General features: G+C 71.8%; 11 protein-coding genes. 4 read left to right on the plus strand and 7 right to left on the minus strand.

The genetic code is table 11. The features are described 5' to 3' along the window. The first annotated feature begins 357 nt into the window (after positions 1-357). On the plus strand, positions 358-2,385 hold the full coding sequence (locus AB0D66_RS16760; RefSeq protein WP_362303090.1) for an ABC transporter ATP-binding protein: 2,028 nt from the start codon (positions 358-360) through the stop codon (positions 2,383-2,385). A 113-nt stretch (positions 2,386-2,498) separates the two neighbouring features. Then, positions 2,499-4,715: a germacradienol/geosmin synthase gene (locus tag AB0D66_RS16765; protein WP_362303092.1), complete on the plus strand. Its 2,217-nt coding sequence runs from the start codon at positions 2,499-2,501 to the stop codon at positions 4,713-4,715. 86 nt (positions 4,716-4,801) lie between these two features. Here the strand turns inward: AB0D66_RS16765 and AB0D66_RS16770 are convergent, their stop codons facing one another. From AB0D66_RS16770 to AB0D66_RS16800, 7 genes are all read right to left on the minus strand, one after another. Beyond that, positions 4,802-6,034 (minus strand): GNAT family N-acetyltransferase, encoded by a 1,233-nt coding sequence (locus tag AB0D66_RS16770; protein WP_362303095.1) that lies wholly within the window; start codon positions 6,032-6,034, stop codon positions 4,802-4,804. Between the two features lie 129 nt (positions 6,035-6,163). Continuing rightward, positions 6,164-7,411, minus strand: coding sequence for a YncE family protein (locus tag AB0D66_RS16775; protein ID WP_362303098.1), 1,248 nt, complete (start codon positions 7,409-7,411; stop codon positions 6,164-6,166). A 130-nt stretch (positions 7,412-7,541) separates the two neighbouring features. Beyond that, entirely contained in the window at positions 7,542-8,714 is a 1,173-nt protein-coding gene (locus tag AB0D66_RS16780) for an XdhC/CoxI family protein (RefSeq protein ID WP_362303100.1), read from the minus strand. An 81-nt stretch (positions 8,715-8,795) separates the two neighbouring features. Continuing rightward, positions 8,796-10,259 carry an NCS2 family permease gene (locus tag AB0D66_RS16785; protein ID WP_362303103.1) on the minus strand — a complete coding sequence of 488 codons (1,464 nt, stop codon included), beginning with the start codon at positions 10,257-10,259 and terminating at the stop codon, positions 8,796-8,798. A 322-nt stretch (positions 10,260-10,581) separates the two neighbouring features. Beyond that, entirely contained in the window at positions 10,582-12,987 is a 2,406-nt protein-coding gene (locus AB0D66_RS16790) for a molybdopterin cofactor-binding domain-containing protein (RefSeq protein ID WP_362303106.1), read from the minus strand. Positions 12,988-12,989: 2 nt separating this feature from the next. Beyond that, positions 12,990-13,598 carry a (2Fe-2S)-binding protein gene (locus AB0D66_RS16795; RefSeq protein WP_362303109.1) on the minus strand — a complete coding sequence of 203 codons (609 nt, stop codon included), beginning with the start codon at positions 13,596-13,598 and terminating at the stop codon, positions 12,990-12,992. 2 nt (positions 13,599-13,600) lie between these two features. Further along, the gene (locus AB0D66_RS16800; RefSeq protein ID WP_031151493.1) at positions 13,601-14,497 is read right to left on the minus strand and encodes a xanthine dehydrogenase family protein subunit M; all 897 of its coding nucleotides are present in this window, start codon (positions 14,495-14,497) and stop codon (positions 13,601-13,603) included. Between the two features lie 254 nt (positions 14,498-14,751). Here AB0D66_RS16800 and AB0D66_RS16805 point away from each other — a divergent pair, with 254 nt between their 5' ends. Beyond that, on the plus strand, positions 14,752-16,431 hold the full coding sequence (locus tag AB0D66_RS16805) for a PucR family transcriptional regulator ligand-binding domain-containing protein (RefSeq protein ID WP_362303112.1): 1,680 nt from the start codon (positions 14,752-14,754) through the stop codon (positions 16,429-16,431). A 165-nt stretch (positions 16,432-16,596) separates the two neighbouring features. Further along, positions 16,597-17,379, plus strand: coding sequence for a hypothetical protein (locus AB0D66_RS16810; RefSeq protein WP_362303115.1), 783 nt, complete (start codon positions 16,597-16,599; stop codon positions 17,377-17,379). Positions 17,380-17,726: the final 347 nt, after the last annotated feature.

Below are 17,726 nucleotides of genomic sequence, written 5' to 3' on the forward strand. Positions count from 1 at the left end.
GCCCTCGCGCCGCGTCACCAAGGGCACGGCAGCCCCACCGGCCACGGCCGGATCAGTGATTTCCATGGGCGGAGCATGCGGCACCGTGCGCGGGCCCGCGCAATCCCTCGAAGGGGGTCATGCTCACCTCCGAGTGGTTCGAACGCCGCGTCACGGCACCTCCTCCGCACGCCCCTTGGGATCCGCACGAGCACCGCAACTCTGTGCGGCCGTTCGCCCCCGCGGAACCGTGACGCGCCTCTGAGCAGCCACGTTCTTGCCGTCGTCAGTACGCGGCCGCGGCACCTCGGGAGGAATCTTGCGATTCGTGCACGTTCATGTGGCGTTCGACCCGGCAGTGGGCGGGGGTGGCCGAGGATGAGGCTGCGCGTGGGGCTGCTGGGGCGGCCCGCGCCCGCCGAGCCGGCCGTTTCCGAGAGTGAGCGGCGGCTCTTCGGCGGGCCCCTGCGCTACGACGCGGGCTGGGCCAACCACGAGTACGCCCGGCTGGAGAGCCGGCTGCTGACCACCCTGCGCTCCATGCCGCGGATGGCCGGCGGGACCCTGCGGCTCGCGTGGGACACCGACCGGCGCGCCCTGCTCACCGTCGCCTTCGCCGAGGCCGGGCAGGGGGTCACCTCCGCCGCCGGGCTGCTCGTCCTGAGCCGGGTGCTGCGTACGCTGCTCGGCGCGGGCAGCGCCGCCGACCGGCTGCACGCCGCCCTGCCCGCCCTCGCCGCGGGTGCGCTGGTCGCCGTACTGGGCGCCGTACTGGCCTCCTGGTCCACCGCGGCCGCCGGGCGCCTGGAGCCCAAGGTGGAGCGGGCCGCGCACGAGCAGTACCTGAAGGCGGCCGTCGAGGTGGAGCTCGAGGCCATCGAGGACGGGGAGTTCCGCAGGCTTCTCGACAGTGCCCAGTGGGGCCCGCCCTCGGCCCGCCGGACCGTCGGGGCCTGCGTGGCCACCCTCGGCGGGCTGATCTCGCTGGTCGCCACCGCCGGGGTGCTCACCGTGCTGCACCCGCTGCTGCTGCCGATGCTGCTGCTCATCGCCGCGCCCCGGGGCTGGGGCGCGATGCGGGTGGCCCAGCGGCGCTACCTGTCCATGATGACCTGGGTGGAGCACGTCCGCGCCGCCCGGCTCATCGGACAGCTGCTGATCTCCCGTACGTCGGCCCCCGAGGTACGGGTGCACGGAGTCGGGCGCTACCTCCTCGGCCACTACCGCAACATGGCCGAGCACGCCGAGGGCGAGGCCACCCGCCTCGCCAAGGACAAGGCCGCCACCGAACTGCTCGCCGCCGCGCTCTCCGGCGTCGCCGCCCTCGTCACCTACACGGCGATGGGGCTGCTGATCGTGACCGGCCGGATGGACCTCGCCGTCGCCGGCACCGCCGTGATCGCGGTGCGCTCCGGCTCGGCGAGCCTCGGCGCCCTCGTCGCCACCACCAACACCCTGCACGAGGAGTCCCTGTACGTCAGGGACCTGGAGCGGTTCGTCGCCGAGGCCGGCCGCCGCGCCGTCCCGGCCGGCGGGGTGCCGCTGCCCGAGCGGCTGGGCACGCTCCGGCTCGAGGACGTCTCCTTCAGCTACCCGGACCGCGACGAGCCCGCCCTGAGCGGGGTCAGCCTCACCATCGAGGCGGGCACCGTCGTCGCGCTGGTCGGCGAGAACGGCTCCGGCAAGAGCACCCTGGTCAAACTCCTGGCCGGGCTGCACCTGCCCGACTCCGGCGCGCTGACCTGGGACGGGGTGGACGTGCGGGAGGCCGACCGGGAGCAGGTCTTCGACCGGGTCTCGCTGCTCACCCAGGACTTCGAGCGCTGGCCGGTGACCGCCCGTACCAACATCGCCATCGGCCGGCCCGGCACCGGCGGCGAGGACGGGTCCCTGCAGCAGGCCGCCGGCGTGGCGGCCGCGGCCCGGTACGCGGGCGCCGACCAGGTCGTCGAGAAGCTCCCGCACGGCTACGAGACGCTGCTCGCCCGGATGTTCAGGGGTGCCTCGGAGCTGTCCGGCGGCCAGTGGCAGAAGTTCGGGCTGGCCCGCACCCGCTTCCGCGACGCCCGCGTCCTGGTCGTGGACGAGCCCACCTCGGCGCTGGACCCGGAGGCCGAGATCGCCGCCTTCGACAGCATCCGCGGCCTGGCCGGGCCGCAGCGCGCGGTCGTCCTGGTCACCCACCGCATGTCGGGGGTGCGGTACGCCGACGTCATCTACGTGCTGCACGAGGGGCGGCTCGTCGAACGGGGCGGCCACGAGGAGCTGCTGGCCCTGGGCGGCCGCTACGCGACCATGTTCCGGATCCAGGCCGACCAGTACGGCGACGGAGCGAAGGAGCCCGGGCAGGGGGTCCCTATCCCCCACCAGGCCGGCGCGCCGCGGAACGACCCGTCCGTCACCTGAAGCAGTGAACTCCCCCTTATCCCTAGGCCACCAGGGGTAGGGCACTGCTGATCTCGTGCGGGGGGCCGGGCCCACCGGCCCCCCGCACCCATGGACGAAAGGCCGACCCTGCCGTGACGCAGCCGTTTCAACTGCCGGATTTCTATGTGCCTTATCCGGCGCGACTGAACCCCCACCTGGAGGACGCGAGGGTCCACACCAAGCAGTGGGCGCGCGCACTCGGGATGCTGGAAGGTTCCGGCGTCTGGGAGGAGAGCGACCTCGACTCGCACGACTACGCGCTGCTGTGCGCGTACACCCACCCCGACTGTGACAGCGCGGCGCTGTCCCTGGTCACCGACTGGTATGTCTGGGTCTTCTTCTTCGACGACCACTTCCTGGAGATGTACAAGCGCTCCCAGGACCGCGACGGCGCCAAGGACTACCTCGACAAGCTCGCCGCCTTCATGCCGATGGACCTGGCCGACGGCTTCCCCGAGCCCACCAACCCGGTCGAGGCCGGTCTCGCGGACCTGTGGCGGCGTACCGTGCCCGCGATGTCCGCCGACTGGAGGGAACGGTTCTCCGAGTCGACGAGGAACCTCCTCAACGAGTCCATGTGGGAACTGGCCAACATCAACATCGGGCGCGTCGCCAACCCTCTCGAGTACATCGAGATGCGCCGCAAGGTGGGCGGCGCCCCCTGGTCGGCCGGCCTGATCGAATACGTCTCCGCCGAAGTCCCGGCCCGCGTGGCGCACTCGCGGCCGCTCGGCGTGCTCCGCGACGCCTTCTCCGACGCCGTGCACATCAGGAACGACCTCTTCTCCTACCAGCGCGAGGTCGCCGACGAGGGCGAACTCTCCAATGCGATCCTGGTGTTGGAGACCTTCCTCGGCTGCACCACCCAGGAGGCCGCCGAGGCCTCCAACGACCTGCTCACCTCGCGCCTCCAGCAGTTCGAGCAGACCGCGCTCGGCGAGCTGCCCCAGCTCTTCGCCGACCACGCCATGGACCCGGCCGACATCGCAGCCGTCCTCGCCTACGCCAAGGGCCTGCAGGACTGGCAGTCGGGCGGCCACGAGTGGCACATGGTCTCCAGCCGCTACATGAACAAGGAGGCCCGGGCCACCGCCCCGCTCACCCTGCCCTTCCTCCCGTCCGGGCTCGGCACCACCGCGCTCGACCTGGGGTCCGTCTTCAACCGGCGCTCGATGGACATGCGCCGCCGCTCCTTCACCCACGTCCCGTTCGAGAAGACCGGGCCCTCCGTCATTCCCGACATCTACATGCCGCACCGGCTGAGCCTCAGCCCGCACCTGGCGCACGCCCGCGAGGAGTCGGTGGCCTGGTCCCGGCGGATGGGCCTGCTCGACCCGCAGCCGGGCGACCCGGGCTCGGCGATCTGGACCGAGGCCAAGCTGCGCGGCTTCGACTTCGCGGTCTGCTCGGCCGGGATCGACCCGGACGCCACGGCCGAGGAGCTGGCCCTCAACGCCTGCTGGCTGACCTGGGGCACGTACGGGGACGACTACTACCCGGTGGTCTTCGGCCAGGGCAGGAACCTGCCGGCCGCGAAGGCGACCACGGCGCGGCTGATCGCGATGGTCCCCGTCGACCACGCCGACCAGCCGGAACCGCTGACGGCGATGGAGCGCGCGCTGGCCGACCTCTGGGTGCGCACCAGCGCCGCCATGTCCCAGCAGCAGCGCACCGAGTTCCGCGCCACGCTGGTGGACATGCTGGAGAGCTGGCTGTGGGAGGTGGACAACCAGATCCAGAACCGCATCCCGGACCCGGTGGACTACGCCGAGATGCGCCGCCGCACCTTCGGCAGCTATCTCACGATGTACCTGTGCCGGCTGGGGCACCAGGGGCGGGGCATCCCGGAGGAGATCTACGCCTCGGGCACCATCCGGTCCCTGGAGAACGCCGTCGCGGACGCCGCCTGCCTGATCAACGACATCTTCTCCTACCAGAAGGAGGTGGAGGTCGAGGGCGAGGTCCACAACTACATCCTCGTCACGCGGAACTTCTTCGACATCGGGTACGCGGAGGCGCTGCACATCTGCCATTCCCTGATGACCCAGCGCACGGAGGAGTTCGAGCACATCGTCGCGAACCAGCTGCCGCTGCTCTACGACGACTGGAAGCTCGGCGCGCAGGCGCGCAGCGCCCTGGACGCGTACGTCGACGAGCTGAAGGACTGGCACGCCGGGGTGCTCAACTGGCACCAGAAGATCGCCCGTTACCGCCCCCAGGACCTGCACGGCCTGCCCGACCCGCTGTCCACCGGCGTCCTCGGCTCCGCCTTCGGCATGGCGGCGTCCCGGATCTCACTGCCGGCCTGACCCCGGGACCCGCCTGAATCCGCCAGGCGGGGACGGTCCGCTCGCCCGCCCCCGCCTCCACCCGGCCCCCCGCGCCGCCCTGTGCCTCAGAACTCGTCGCTCGTGTGCGGCAGCAGATCCGTCCGCAGGGCGGCGTCCAGCTCCGCCGCCGCGCCGGGCCGGTTCTCGGCGACCAGCCCGGCCGCGACCAGCTCGACGACCCGGGTCCCGCCCAGGTAGCAGGCGGCGAGCTCCCGCACGTCCAGGGCCAGGTCCGGCTCCGCCCGGGCGGGCTCGTACGCTGCCCCGCCCGGCCCCGCCTTCAGCCGGAAGCGCCCGGCGTTCGCGGGCAGCCGTACGTCGGTCAGCTCCAGCACCAGCTCCACCGGCGCGGCCCAGGACCGCCCGGTCAGCGCCGCCCGTACGTCGACCAGGCGCAGCCAGAGCGCCGGGAACTGGGCGGTCACCCGCACCTGGTCCCGGTCGGCGGCGAAGTGCAGCAGCGGGTCGTCGGCCGGACGGCCCCACGCGGTGACCCGGCCGGTCAGGTCGAGGGCGGCGAGGCACTCCCACAGGGCGGCGGCGACCGCCGGGGTCTCGGCCTCCAGCTCCTCCACGCGCACGAGGCCCGGTGTGCGGACGGGCCCGCCGTCGTCCTCCGGCTTGGTGCGGTAGAGCACGTACCCGGCGACCGGTTCCCCCGGGTCGCCCAGGACGATGATCCGGGGCGGGCTCAACTCCTCGTCGTCCTCCGCCTGTTCGGACAGCCATTCCTGACTCCAGCGTTCGGGGCTGCGGCTGGGCCGGCCCGCCCGCCCGGCGCGCGACGCCTCGTGGAAGGCGCCGACGACCTCGAGCGCCTCGTCGGGGGCGACCAGGCGCAGCGGACGCCGGTCCGGGGCGATGCGCAGGGGCAGCGGCCGGGTGGAGTCGATCTCGATGGTGACGCCGGTGGTGGCTCCGCCGTAGCCGAAGCGGCCGTAGATGGCGGCTTCGGAGGCCCACAGGGCGGCGAGGGGGCTGCCGGCGGCCGTGGCGCGCCGCAGCTGCTCGGCCATCAGGGCGGTGAGTACGCCGCGGCGGCGGTGGGTGGGTGCGACGGAGACGAAGGTGAGCCCGGGGCAGGACAGGTCCGCCCCGGGGACCGACAGGCGGAAGTCGTGCGCGGCCATGAAGCCGACGAGGGTGTCCCCGTCGTAGGCGCCGATCCGGCTGCAGCGCAGGAGCAGGGCGTGGTGCCGTTCGCGGCCCTCCTTCTCGGGCCGGTCGTTGAACACCAGGTAGGCGAGCTCCAGAGCGCGGTCGATGTCGGCTTCGGGTACCTCGCGGATGTCCACCATGATCACGAGACTAATCGGTCATCGGTGGACCGGTCACCTCATAGTGGCCGGATCTGCCCGTTTGACCAGTCTGCCCGCGCAGCCGGGCGGGGGTGCGGGCCCGGCCCCGCACGCCCCCCGGCGCGTGCGTCACCCGGTGGCGGGGCCCGTCCAGCCCGCCGGGACCTGTCCGATCCTGATGCGCTGCGGGTGGTCCCCGACGGGCACGGACACCCGCTTGGCGCCGGTGGCGAAGTCGATGGCCGTCACCCGGTCCGAGCCGCTCTCGGAGATCACGCAGGCCGTGCCGTCGCCGTCGACCGTGGCCCAGTACGGCTTGTCGGCGCTCACCAGCGGCCCCTCGGCGAGGGTGGCCCGGTCCACGACGGTCGCGTAGTCGTCCATGGTGCCCGCGATGCAGAGCTTGGTCCCGTCCGGGCTCATGGACATGCCGTGGTGGCGGGAGTCGTTGACCCACGTGGTGCGGTCGGTGCTGGTGGCCGGGTTCTCGGGGAGGGTCTTGAGGCGGGTGATCCGGTCGGTGGCCACGTCGTACTCCAGGAAGCCGTTGAAGAAGGACACCTGGAAGTAGAGCTTCGACTCGTCGGGGCTGAAGGAGACGGGGCGTACGGCGTCGGACAGGTCCCGGCGGCCGAAGGCGTCCAGCCGCTCGCGCATGTCGATCACCTTGACCGTGCGGAAGGTCTGCGTGTCCACCACGGTGATCTTCCGGTCGCCCTTCGTCCAGTCGAGCCAGGGGGCGTCCAGGGCGGTGGTCACCTCCCCGATCGAGCTGTTCCACAGGTAGCGGCCGCCGCCGGTGAAGGTGTTCTCGTGGGGTTTGTCGCCGGTGGCGAAGGAGCCGGTCTGCCGGCCCGTGGCGATGTCGAGGACGTGCACGGTGTTGGCGGTGGAAGCCGATACCGCGACCCGGGTCCCGTCGGGCGACACGGCCATGTGGTCGGCGCGGTAGCCGGCCACCGGGAAGCGCCAGTTGATCCGCCCGGTCCGCAGGTCGACGGAGACGACGTCGGCGAAGCTGGGCCGCGAGGCGACGACGGCCGAGCCGTCGGGGGTGGTGTACAGGTCGTCCACGAACTGGTCGTGGCCCTCGCCGGCGGTGGCCCGGATACCGAGGAAGAAGCCGAGCTTGACCGGGTTGAGGTAGATCTCCCGGAGCCGCTCCTCCTTGTCGGGAACGATGTTGATCCGGCCGACCTTGGCGAGATCGCCGGTGGAGGAGAGGACGTCGGCGGTGCCCTCCCAGTTGTTCCCGACGAACAGCACCTCGCGCAGGCCGCCGTCACCGGGCGAGGCCGCGGCGGGGGCGCCGGGCGCCAGGGAGGTGAGGAGGGCGGCCGCGGCGAGCGCGCCCAGCGTGCGGAGGGTACGTGACATCCGTTCAACTCCGTTGGGGGGAAGGGATGGAGAAGGCGCCTCCTGTTACCGGCGGGTAAGATAGGCGGAACGCCAAGAGGGCGCAACCCCCACGGGGTCGCGCCCTTCGTCACGTACGGGATTCAGCTCTTCAAGCGACGGAGCCGATCCGGCCGATCACGCCGTCGGAGACGGCCTTCGGATCGGGGTGGATCGGGATGTGCGCACCGGTCAGCGCGGCGCCGCTGCCGCCGCGGCGGTTGGCGACGATCTCGGCGGCGATGGACAGCGCGGTCTCCTCCGGGGAGCGGGCGCCGAGGTCCAGGCCGATCGGGGAGCGCAGCCGGGCCAGTTCGAGCTCGGTCACGCCGACCTCGCGGAGCCGCTTGTTGCGGTCCTCGTGGGTGCGGCGGGAGCCCATGGCGCCGACGTAGGCGACGGGGAGCCTGAGGGCCAGTTCGAGGAGCGGGACGTCGAACTTGGCGTCGTGGGTGAGGACGCACAGGACGGTACGGCCGTCCAGCGAGCCCTCCGAGGACTGTGCCTCCAGGTAGCGGTGCGGCCAGTCGACGACGATCTCGTCCGCTTCGGGGAAGCGGGTCCTCGTCGCGAAGATCGGCCGGGCGTCGCAGACGGTCACCCGGTAGCCGAGGAACTTGCCGATGCGCACGAGGGCGGAAGCGAAGTCGATGGCACCGAAGACGATCATCCGCGGGGCGGGGACGCTGGACTCGACCAGCACCTTGAGCGGCTCTCCGCAGAGCCGGCCGTCGGCGCCGATCTCCAGCACGCCGGTCCGGCCGGCGTCGAGCATGGCGCGGGCCTCCTCGGCGATGGTGCGGTCCAGCTCGGGGTGGCCCCCGAAGCCGCCCTCCCAGGCGCCTTCGGTACGGACGAACACGGCGCGGCCCATCAGCTCGGCCGGCCCCTGCGCCACCCGGGCGACCGCCGCCGCCTCCCCTCGGGCGGCGGCGGCCAGACCGGCCGCGAACACCTCCCGTACGGGAGAGCCCGCGGAGACCGGGGTGACCAGGATGTCGATGATCCCGCCGCAGGTCAGACCGACCGCGAAGGCATCGTCGTCGCTGTAGCCGAAGCGCTCGGCGACGGTCTGGCCGTCTTCCAGCGCCTGCCGGCACAGCTCGTACACCGCGCCCTCCACGCATCCGCCGGATACCGAGCCGATGGCCGTGCCCTCGCTGTCGACGGCGAGCGCGGCCCCGGGCTGCCGGGGCGCGCTCCCGCCGACCGCCACCACGGTGGCGACGGCGAAGTCACGTCCCTGCTCGACCCACCGGTTCAGTTCTTCGGCGATGTCCAGCATGGGGGCCTCCTCGGAGAGGTTCGGTTCCAGTATCGGATACGTGGAGTGCGCGGTACTGCGTACGGATCAGGCGCGGCCGGGTCAGCCGACGCCCAGCCAGCTCTCGATCGGGTGGAGCGCGAAGAAGACCAGGAAGATTCCGGTCAGCGCCCACATGAAGCCGCCGATCTCACGGGCCTTGCCCTGAGCGACCTTGATGGCGACGTAGGAGATGACGCCCGCGGCGACACCCGCGGTGATCGAGTACGTGAAGGGCATGATCACGACGGTCAGGAAGACCGGGATCGCGGTCGAGCTGTCGGCCCAGTCCACGTGGCGGGCGTTCTGCATCATCATCGCGCCGATGACGACCAGGGCCGCGGAGGCGACCTCACCCGGGACGATCTGGGTGATCGGGGTGAAGAAGAGGCAGGCGGCGAAGAAGAGGCCGGTGACGACGGAGGCGAGGCCCGTGCGGGCTCCCTCGCCGACGCCGGTCGCGGACTCGACGAACACGGTCTGGCCGGAGCCGCCCGCGACGCCACCGATGGCGCCACCGGCGCCGTCGATGAACAGGGCCTTGGACAGGCCGGGCATGCGGCCCTTGTCGTCGGCCAGCTTGGCCTCGGTGCCGACGCCGATGATGGTGGCCATCGCGTCGAAGAAGCCGGCGAGCACCAGGGTGAAGACGATCATGCCGACCGTCATGTAGCCGACGTCGCCCCAGCCGCCGAAGGAGACGTCGCCGAAGAGCTCGAAGTTCGGCATCGAGACCGCGGAGCCGTCGAGCTCCGGCGGGCCGTTCTTCCAGGCCTTGGGGTCGATGTCCACGATGGCGTTGAGGATCGCGGCGAGGACGGTGCCGCCGACGATGCCGATCAGGATCGCGCCGGGCACCTTGCGGGCCTGGAGCATGAAGATGGCGATCAGGGTGAGGGCGAAGAGCAGCACGGGCCAGCCGGACAGCTCCCCGGTCGCGCCGAGCTGGACGGGGGGCATGAACTCCCCGCCGTTGCCGACGAACCCGGCCTTCACGAAGCCGATCAGGGCGACGAACAGGCCGATGCCCATGGTGATGGCGTGCTTGAGCGCGAGCGGGATGGCGTTCATGATCATCTCGCGGAGGCCGGTGACGACCAGGAGACAGATCACGACACCGTAGACCACGCACATGCCCATGGCCTGCGGCCAGGTCATCTGCGGGGCCACCTGCGAGGCCAGCACACCGGACACGGAGAGGCCGGCGGCGAGGGCCAGCGGCACCTTGCCGACGAAGCCCATGAGGAGCGTGGTGACGGCCGCGGCGAAGGCGGTGGCGGTGATGATCGCCGATCCGTCCATCACGGTGCCGGCGACGTCCTTGCCCGAGAGGAGCAGGGGGTTGAGAAGGAGGATGTACGCCATGGCCATGAAGGTCGTGATACCGCCACGAACCTCGTTGCCGACGTTGGATCCTCTGTGCGTTATGTGAAAGTACCGGTCGAGCCAAGAACGCCCGGCGGGATTGCGAGAGCCGTCGCCGGCCTCTTCCGCGGTGGTCTTGGGCTCCACAGACGACTGGGTCATGGTGCCTAACTCCCAAGGTTCAAAGGGGCACCCGCATAAAGATTGGAGACGCGGGATTTGGGAAACTGCGTTGGCTGCACGACCCGGGGTGACGGCCCGAGGCGACGCGAAGGTGCACTGCGTGTACTGCGGGTAGCGCGGGGGTGACCGCTGGTACTACGTGGGGGTTCTCGCAGGGGTGCTGCGGGGTGAAGCGAACCGCGAGCGGTGCGGTACTTCGGGTACTCCGGGCGGCGCGCTGTGAAGTGTGACGTTCCCATTGCGCACCACCCGGAGAGTCTGAGGGGGCCCGGGGGCCTCGCGGCCCCCGGACCACGCCGTCCTAGAGGGTCCCGGTGAGGGCTTCCGGACGGATCGGCGTCTTGTTGAGCTCCAGACCGGTCGCCTGCCGGATCGCCGCGAGGACGGCCGGGGTGGACGACAGGGTCGGGGCCTCGCCCATACCGCGCAGGCCGTACGGCGCCTTCGGGTCGGCGAGCTCCAGGACGTCGACCGGGATGGTCGGGGTGTCGAGGATGGTGGGGATCAGATAGTCCGTGAAGGAGGGGTTGCGCACCTTCGCGGTCTTCGGGTCCACGATGATCTCTTCCATGATCGCGACGCCGAGGCCCTGGGTGGTGCCACCCTGGATCTGGCCGACCACGGAGAGCATGTTCAGGGCCTTGCCGACGTCCTGGGCGGTCGCCAGCTCGACGACCTTGACCAGGCCGAGCTCGGTGTCCACCTCCACGACCGCGCGGTGCGCGGCGAAGGTGTACTGCACGTGGCCGTTGCCCTGGCCGGTGACCAGGTCGAACGGGACGGTCGGGTGGTGCCGGTACTCCAGCTCCAGGTCGATCGCGTCCTCGCCCTCCAGGATCTCGGCGATGTCCGCGAGGACCTCGCCCCCGTCGGTGACGATCTTGCCGCCTTCGAGCAGCAGCTCGGCGGTGGCCCAGGCCGGGTGGTACGAGCCGTTCTTGCGGCGGCCGATCTCCAGCAGGGCCTCGCGGACGGCCTCACAGGTGTTCTTCACGGCGCCACCGGTCATGTACGTCTGCCGCGAGGCGGACGTGGAACCGGCGGAGCCGACCTGCGTGTCGGCCGGGTGGATGGTCACCTGCGTGACACCCAGCTCGGTACGGGCGATCTGCGCGTGGACGGTGATGCCGCCCTGGCCGACCTCCGCCATGGCCGTGTGGACCATCGCGACGGGCTCGCCGTTGATGACCTCCAGGCGCACGCGGGCGGTGGAGTAGTCGTCGAAGCCCTCGGAGAAGCCGACGTTCTTGATGCCGACCGCGTAGCCGACGCCGCGTACGACGCCCTCGCCGTGGGTGGTGTTGGAGAGGCCGCCGGGCAGCGCGCGGACGTCCGCGCCCTCGCCGGCCGACTCCCACTGGCGCTCGGGCGGCAGCGGGCGGGACTTGACCCGGCGCAGCAGCTCGGCCACGGGCGCCGGGGCGTCCACGACCTGGCCGGTGGGCATGACCGTGCCCATCTCCATGGCGTTCAGCTGGCGGAACTCGACCGGGTCCATGCCCAGCTTCGCCGCGAGCTTGTCCATCTGGGCCTCGTAGGCGAAGCAGGCCTGGACGGCGCCGAAGCCGCGCATCGCGCCGCAGGGCGGGTTGTTCGTGTAGAGCGCGATCGCCTCGATGTCCACGTCCTCCAGGACGTAGGGACCCACCGAGAGGGAGGAGGCGTTGCCCACGACCGCCGGGGAAGCGGACGCGTACGCGCCGCCGTCCAGGACGATCTTGCACTTCATGTGCGTGAGCTTGCCGTCCTTCGTGGCGCCGTGCTCGTAGTAGAGCTTCGCCGGGTGGCGGTGCACGTGCCCGAAGAAGGACTCGAAGCGGTTGTAGACGATCTTGACCGGCTTGTTCGTGGCCAGGGCCAGGAGGCAGGCGTGGATCTGCATCGAGATGTCCTCGCGGCCGCCGAAGGCACCGCCGACGCCCGAGAGCGTCATGCGGACCTTCTCCGGCGGGAGGCCGAGGACCGGGGCGATCTGCTGGAGGTCCGAGTGCAGCCACTGGGTGGCGACGTACAGGTCGACGCCGCCGTCCTCGGCCGGGATGGCGAGGCCGGACTCCGGGCCGAGGAAGGCCTGGTCCTGCATGCCGAAGGTGTACTCGCCCTCGACGATCACGTCGGCGCGCTTGCGGGCCTCTTCCACGTTGCCGCGGATGATCGGCTGGCGGTGCACGATGTTCGGGTGCGGGACGTGACCGATGTGGTGGTCGTCGCGGCCCTCGTGGATCAGCGGCGCATCGGCGGCCAGGGCCGAGGCCTCGTCCGTGACGAGCGGCAGCTCGCGGTAGTCGATCTTGATCTTGGCGGCCGCGCGGCGGGCGGTCTCCGGGTGGTCGGCGGCCACGAGGGCGACCGGCTCACCGTGGTGGCGCACCCGGCCGTTGGCGAGCACCGGGGTGTCCTGGATCTCCAGGCCGTAGTTCTTCATCTCGGCCGGCAGGTCGTCGTACGTCAGCACCGAGTAGACGCCGGGCATGGCGAGCGCCTCGGAGATGTCGATGGACACGATCTCGGCGTGGGCGACGGTGCTGCGCAGGGTCTGGCCCCACAGCATGTCCTCGTGCCACATGTCCGAGGAGTACGCGAACTCACCGGTGACCTTGAGGGTGCCGTCCGGGCGGAGCGTGGACTCGCCGATGCCGCCCTTGTTGTGCTTCTGCGTGACGTTGGTCGGCGTACCCGCCGGAACCGTGCGCGTGTTCTGAGCCATGGTCAGACCGCCTCTGCCTGACGGGCGGCCGCGAGGCGGACCGCGTCGAGGATCTTCTCGTAGCCCGTGCAGCGGCACAGGTTGCCGGACAGGGCCTCGCGGATGTCCTGGTCGGACGGGGAGGAGTTCTCCTCCAGCAGCGCGTCGGCCTGGACCAGGAGGCCCGGGGTGCAGAAACCGCACTGGACGGCGCCGGCGTCGATGAACGCCTGCTGGATGTTGGAGAGCTCGACGCCCTCGCCGGTCTGCGAGTCGCCCGGCTTGGCCTGCCACTGCTTGGCCGCGTCCAGGGAGACGCCGCCCTTGCCGCCGCAGCCGCCGCCGGTGCCGCAGGCACCGCCGTGGCCGTGCTCCTCGCGCTGCTTGGCGAACTCCGCCAGGCCCTCGACGGTCACGACGTCGCGACCCTCGACCTGACCGGCCGCGACCAGGCAGGAACAGACCGGCACGCCGTCGAGCCGGACGGTGCAGGAGCCGCACTCGCCCTGCTCACAGGCGTTCTTCGAGCCCGGCAGGCCCAGGCGCTCGCGCAGCACGTAGAGGAGGGACTCGCCCTCCCACACGTCGTCGGCTTCCTGCTGACGGCCGTTGACAGTGAAATTGACGCGCATGATTACGCAGCCCCTTCAAGCGAGCGGCCGTTGCCGGTACCGCGGTACTGCTCCCAGGTCCAGACGAGCTGGCGGCGAGCCATGATGCCAACCGCGTGACGGCGGTACTTCGCCGTGCCGCGGACGTCGTCGATCGGGTTGGCCGCGCCGGAGGCGAGGTCACCGAACTGCTTGGCGATCGACGGGGTGATGACCTTGCCCGACTCCCAGAAGCCGCCCTCTTCGAGCGCGGCGTTCAGGAACTCCTCGGCGGCCTTCGCACGGATCGGGGTCGGCGCGGCCGAACCGATGCCGGTGCGGACCGTGCGGGTCTCCGGGTGCAGCGCCAGGCCGAACGCGCAGACCGCGATGACCATCGCGTTGCGGGAGCCGACCTTGGAGTACTGCTGGGGGCCGTCCGCCTTCTTGATGTGGACGGTCTTGATGAGCTCGTCGGCGGCGAGCGCGTTGCGCTTGACGCCGGTGTAGAACTCGTCGATCGGGATCAGGCGAGAGCCGCGTACGGACTCCACCTCGACCTCGGCACCGGCCGCCAGGAGCGCGGGGTGCGAGTCGCCGGCCGGCGAGGCGCAACCGAGGTTGCCGCCGACGCCGCCGCGGTTGCGGATCTGCGGGGACGCGACCGTGTGCGAGGCGAGCGCGAGACCCGGAAGCTCCGTGCGGAGGTTTTCCATGATCTGCGTGTACGGGACGGAGGCGCCCAGACGAACCACGTCCTCGCCGACCTCCCACTCCCGCAGCAGACCGATGCGGTTCAGGTCCAGGAGGTACTCCGGCCGACGGTGGTCGAAGTTGATCTCGACCATCACATCGGTGCCACCCGCAATCGGCACAGCTGTGGGGAACTCGGCCTTAGCGGCGAGCGCCTCCTCCCAGCTGGCGGGGCGAAGGAAGTCCATGTGCGGCTCTCTTCTTCTTAATCGGGTCGTTCACTTCAAGCCAGGAGGCCTAAGGGCCCTCGACTGGTCGTTCACGTGCTGTTAACGCGGTGTGGACTCAGTACACCGGCCGCCTGTCCCCCGGGTGCAGTCACCGAAACCATGAAGGAGTTGGCTGACGGCCTCCCTCGTCTTGTAGATTCGTATGAAAGGCAGGATGCGACGACCTGCCCGATTTCCAACGGCAACATTCGAGACAGATCGGCGGCGACATCATGCGGCTGCGCGCACTGCTGGAAACCGAGGCGCTGGGGCTGCGGCTGCTGGGCGGCGAGGAAGAACTCGACCGGACGGTCCGCGGGGTCATGACGACCGACCTGCGTGATCCCAGCCGATACCTCACCGGGGGCGAGCTCGTCCTCACTGGCCTGGCCTGGCGTAGAAATTCAGCCGATTCCGAGCCGTTCGTACGAATCCTCGCGAGCGCGGGCGTCGCCGGGCTCGCCGCCGGCGAGGCGGAGCTGGGAGACATCCCGGACGATCTGGTCTCAGCCTGTCGGCGCAACCGCCTGCCGCTGTTCGCCGTGAACGAAGACGTTGCATTCGCCACGATCACCGAGTACGTCGTGCGCCAGGTCTCGGGGGAGCGTGCGGGCGATCTCGCGGCCGTCGTCGACCGCCACCGGCGCCTGATGACCTCGGGTCCGGCGGGCGGTGGACCGGATGTGGTGCTGGATCTGCTCACCACCGACCTCGATCTCCGGGCCTGGGTGCTGTCCCCCACCGGCCGGCAGATCGCCGGGGCGGGCGAGCCGCTGGCACCGGGCGTGTGCGCGGCCCTGGCGAGCGAGCACCTCGCGGCGGTCCGGACGGGCCGCAGGGGACCGCACCGGATCTCCATTCAGGGTATTACCTACTCGCTCTTCCCGATCAGGGGACACGGCCGGAGCGCCGCCGGGCCGGGCTCCCGGGACGTGCGCGAGAGCGTGCTGTCGGACTGGCTGCTGGCCGTGGAGGCGGACGCGGGCGACTGGCCCGCCGAGCGCCTGGACCTGCTCCAGGGCGTCACCCAGCTGATCGCCGTGGAACGGGACCGGCGCGACGCGGCCCGCACCGTGCGCCGCCGCCTCGCCCAGGAGGTCCTGGAACTGGTCCAGACGGGTGCTCCGCCCGCCGAGATCGCCGCCCGCCTGCGGGTGGCGGCGCCGGTGCTGCTGCCCGGCCTGGGCGCGGCCCCGCACTGGCAGGTGGTCGTGGCCCGGGTGGACTGGGACGGCGGGGACATCCCCGGCGGGCCGGTCGCCCAGTCGCTGCTCGAGGAGATCCTCGTCGACCCGTCCGTCTCGGGGCCGGAGCCCTCGGACCGGATCGCCGTCGCCCACGCCGGCGACGAGGCCATCGCCCTGGTGCCGCTGCCGTCCCTGGCCGGGGAGAGCGGCGAGGACAAGGGCCCCGACTCGGCCCTGCACGCCGACGAGCTGCTCTCGGCCGTACGCGACCCCCTGCAGGCCGGTCTGGCCGACGACGGGCGCCTCACACTGGGCGTCAGCGCGGCCGTGCACTCCGCCGAGGGGCTGCGCGGGGCGCTGGAGGAGGCCCGGCACGCCCGCCGGGTCGCCGCGGCCCGCCCGGGCCGGGTCTGCGCGGCCGGACACCACGAGCTGGCCTCGCACGTGCTGCTGCTGCCGTTCGTGCCGGACGACGTGCGGCGCGCCTTCACGGCCCGGCTGCTGGACCCGCTGCGGGACTACGACCGGCGCCACCGCGCGGAGCTCATTCCGACGCTGGAGGCCTTCCTGGACTGCGACGGCTCCTGGACCCGCTGCGCGACGCGGCTGCACCTGCACGTCAACACGCTGCGGTACCGGGTCGGGCGAATCGAGCAGTTGACGGGGCGTGACCTGTCGCGGCTGGAGGACAAGCTCGATTTCTTCCTGGCACTGCGCATGAGCTGAGAAGATCCGCCCCGCGGCCGGAGGGGTCCGGCCGGGGGGCGCTGATGATCCGTCCGGACTTTGTGAAAGAGTTCACCCGACCCCTTGGCCGGAGCCGCCGATCCGTGCTCTCATTTCGCCCCAGGGCTCAACGATGTGCTGCTTGATTGCTTTGGGGAGGGCAATGTGGCGGAAACCGCCATGTCGGGTGCCGGAACTACCGGGGGAGACGACCCCCTCCAGCGGGCGATATGGCGGCTGCGCTCGCGCGGCTGTTGGACCGACGCGGCGGCGCTGCTGACGCCGCACCTGGGGAACGCGGGGGCCGCCGTACAGCGGACCGCGCTCCTGGTCGAACGCTGCCTGTTCACGGGCCAGGGCTGGGCCGAGGCCGAGGACGCGCTGCGGGTCGCCGAGGCGGTCGCGCAGGACGACGACGACCGGGGCGCGGCCGCGTGCGAGCGGGGCCAGCTGGCGTACGCGGCGACCGTGCTGGGCGTACGGGACCGGGCCGACGAGGCCCGCTCGGCGCTCGGCCGGGCGGCGGCGCTGCTGTCGCCGGGGTCCCGGACCCGGCCGCTGCTGGACTTCCGGCGGGGGCTGGTCGCCGAGCACCTCGCGGACGCCCCGCAGTCGGCCCGTCCGGCGTACCACCGGGCGCACGCCGGGGCGGTGGCCCACGGGGACACGCTGCTGCTGTCCTTCACCTGGCGGCACCTGGCGGCGCTGGCCCTGCGGGACGGCGAGGTGGCGGAGGCCCGCCACGGCTTCCTGGAGTCCCTCCGGATCCGGGAGGAACTGGGCTTCCTGGTCGGCACGGCCCCCGCGCTGGCCGCCCTGGCCGAAGCCGAACCGGAACCGGAGGCCACCCGCCTGCGCGCGGAGGCCCGCCGCCTGTTCCACCTGCTGGGCGGCATCCCCACCTGGCTGGCGGACCAACTCCACCCCACGGAGTCGCCTGCGGCGTAGCTCCCCCCGACCGTCCGAACACGGCGCTCCGCGCCCGCGCCTCAAACGCCGGCGGGGCTGAAGGGTACGCGGCGGCCCCGCCACGCACCCGGCGCCTCCGACCCGGGTGCACCCGCACCCGCCGGCCCGCTCAGGCTTTCAGCCCCACCAACGCCGAGCTCCGGACTCCCAGCCTCGCCGCCGCTTGAGGCGCGGACTCCCAGCCCCGCCGGCGTTTGAGGCGCGGGGTGCGGGGCGGAGCCCCGGCTTTCAGCCCCGCCGGCGTTTGAGGCGCGGACTCCCAGCCTCGCCGGCGTTTGAGGCGCGGGGTGCGGGGGCCGGGGCCCCGGCAGCGGCGGGGTGCCCGG

It is taken from the genome of Streptomyces sp. NPDC048270, from assembly GCF_040652335.1.
GTDB lineage: Bacteria > Actinomycetota > Actinomycetes > Streptomycetales > Streptomycetaceae > Streptomyces.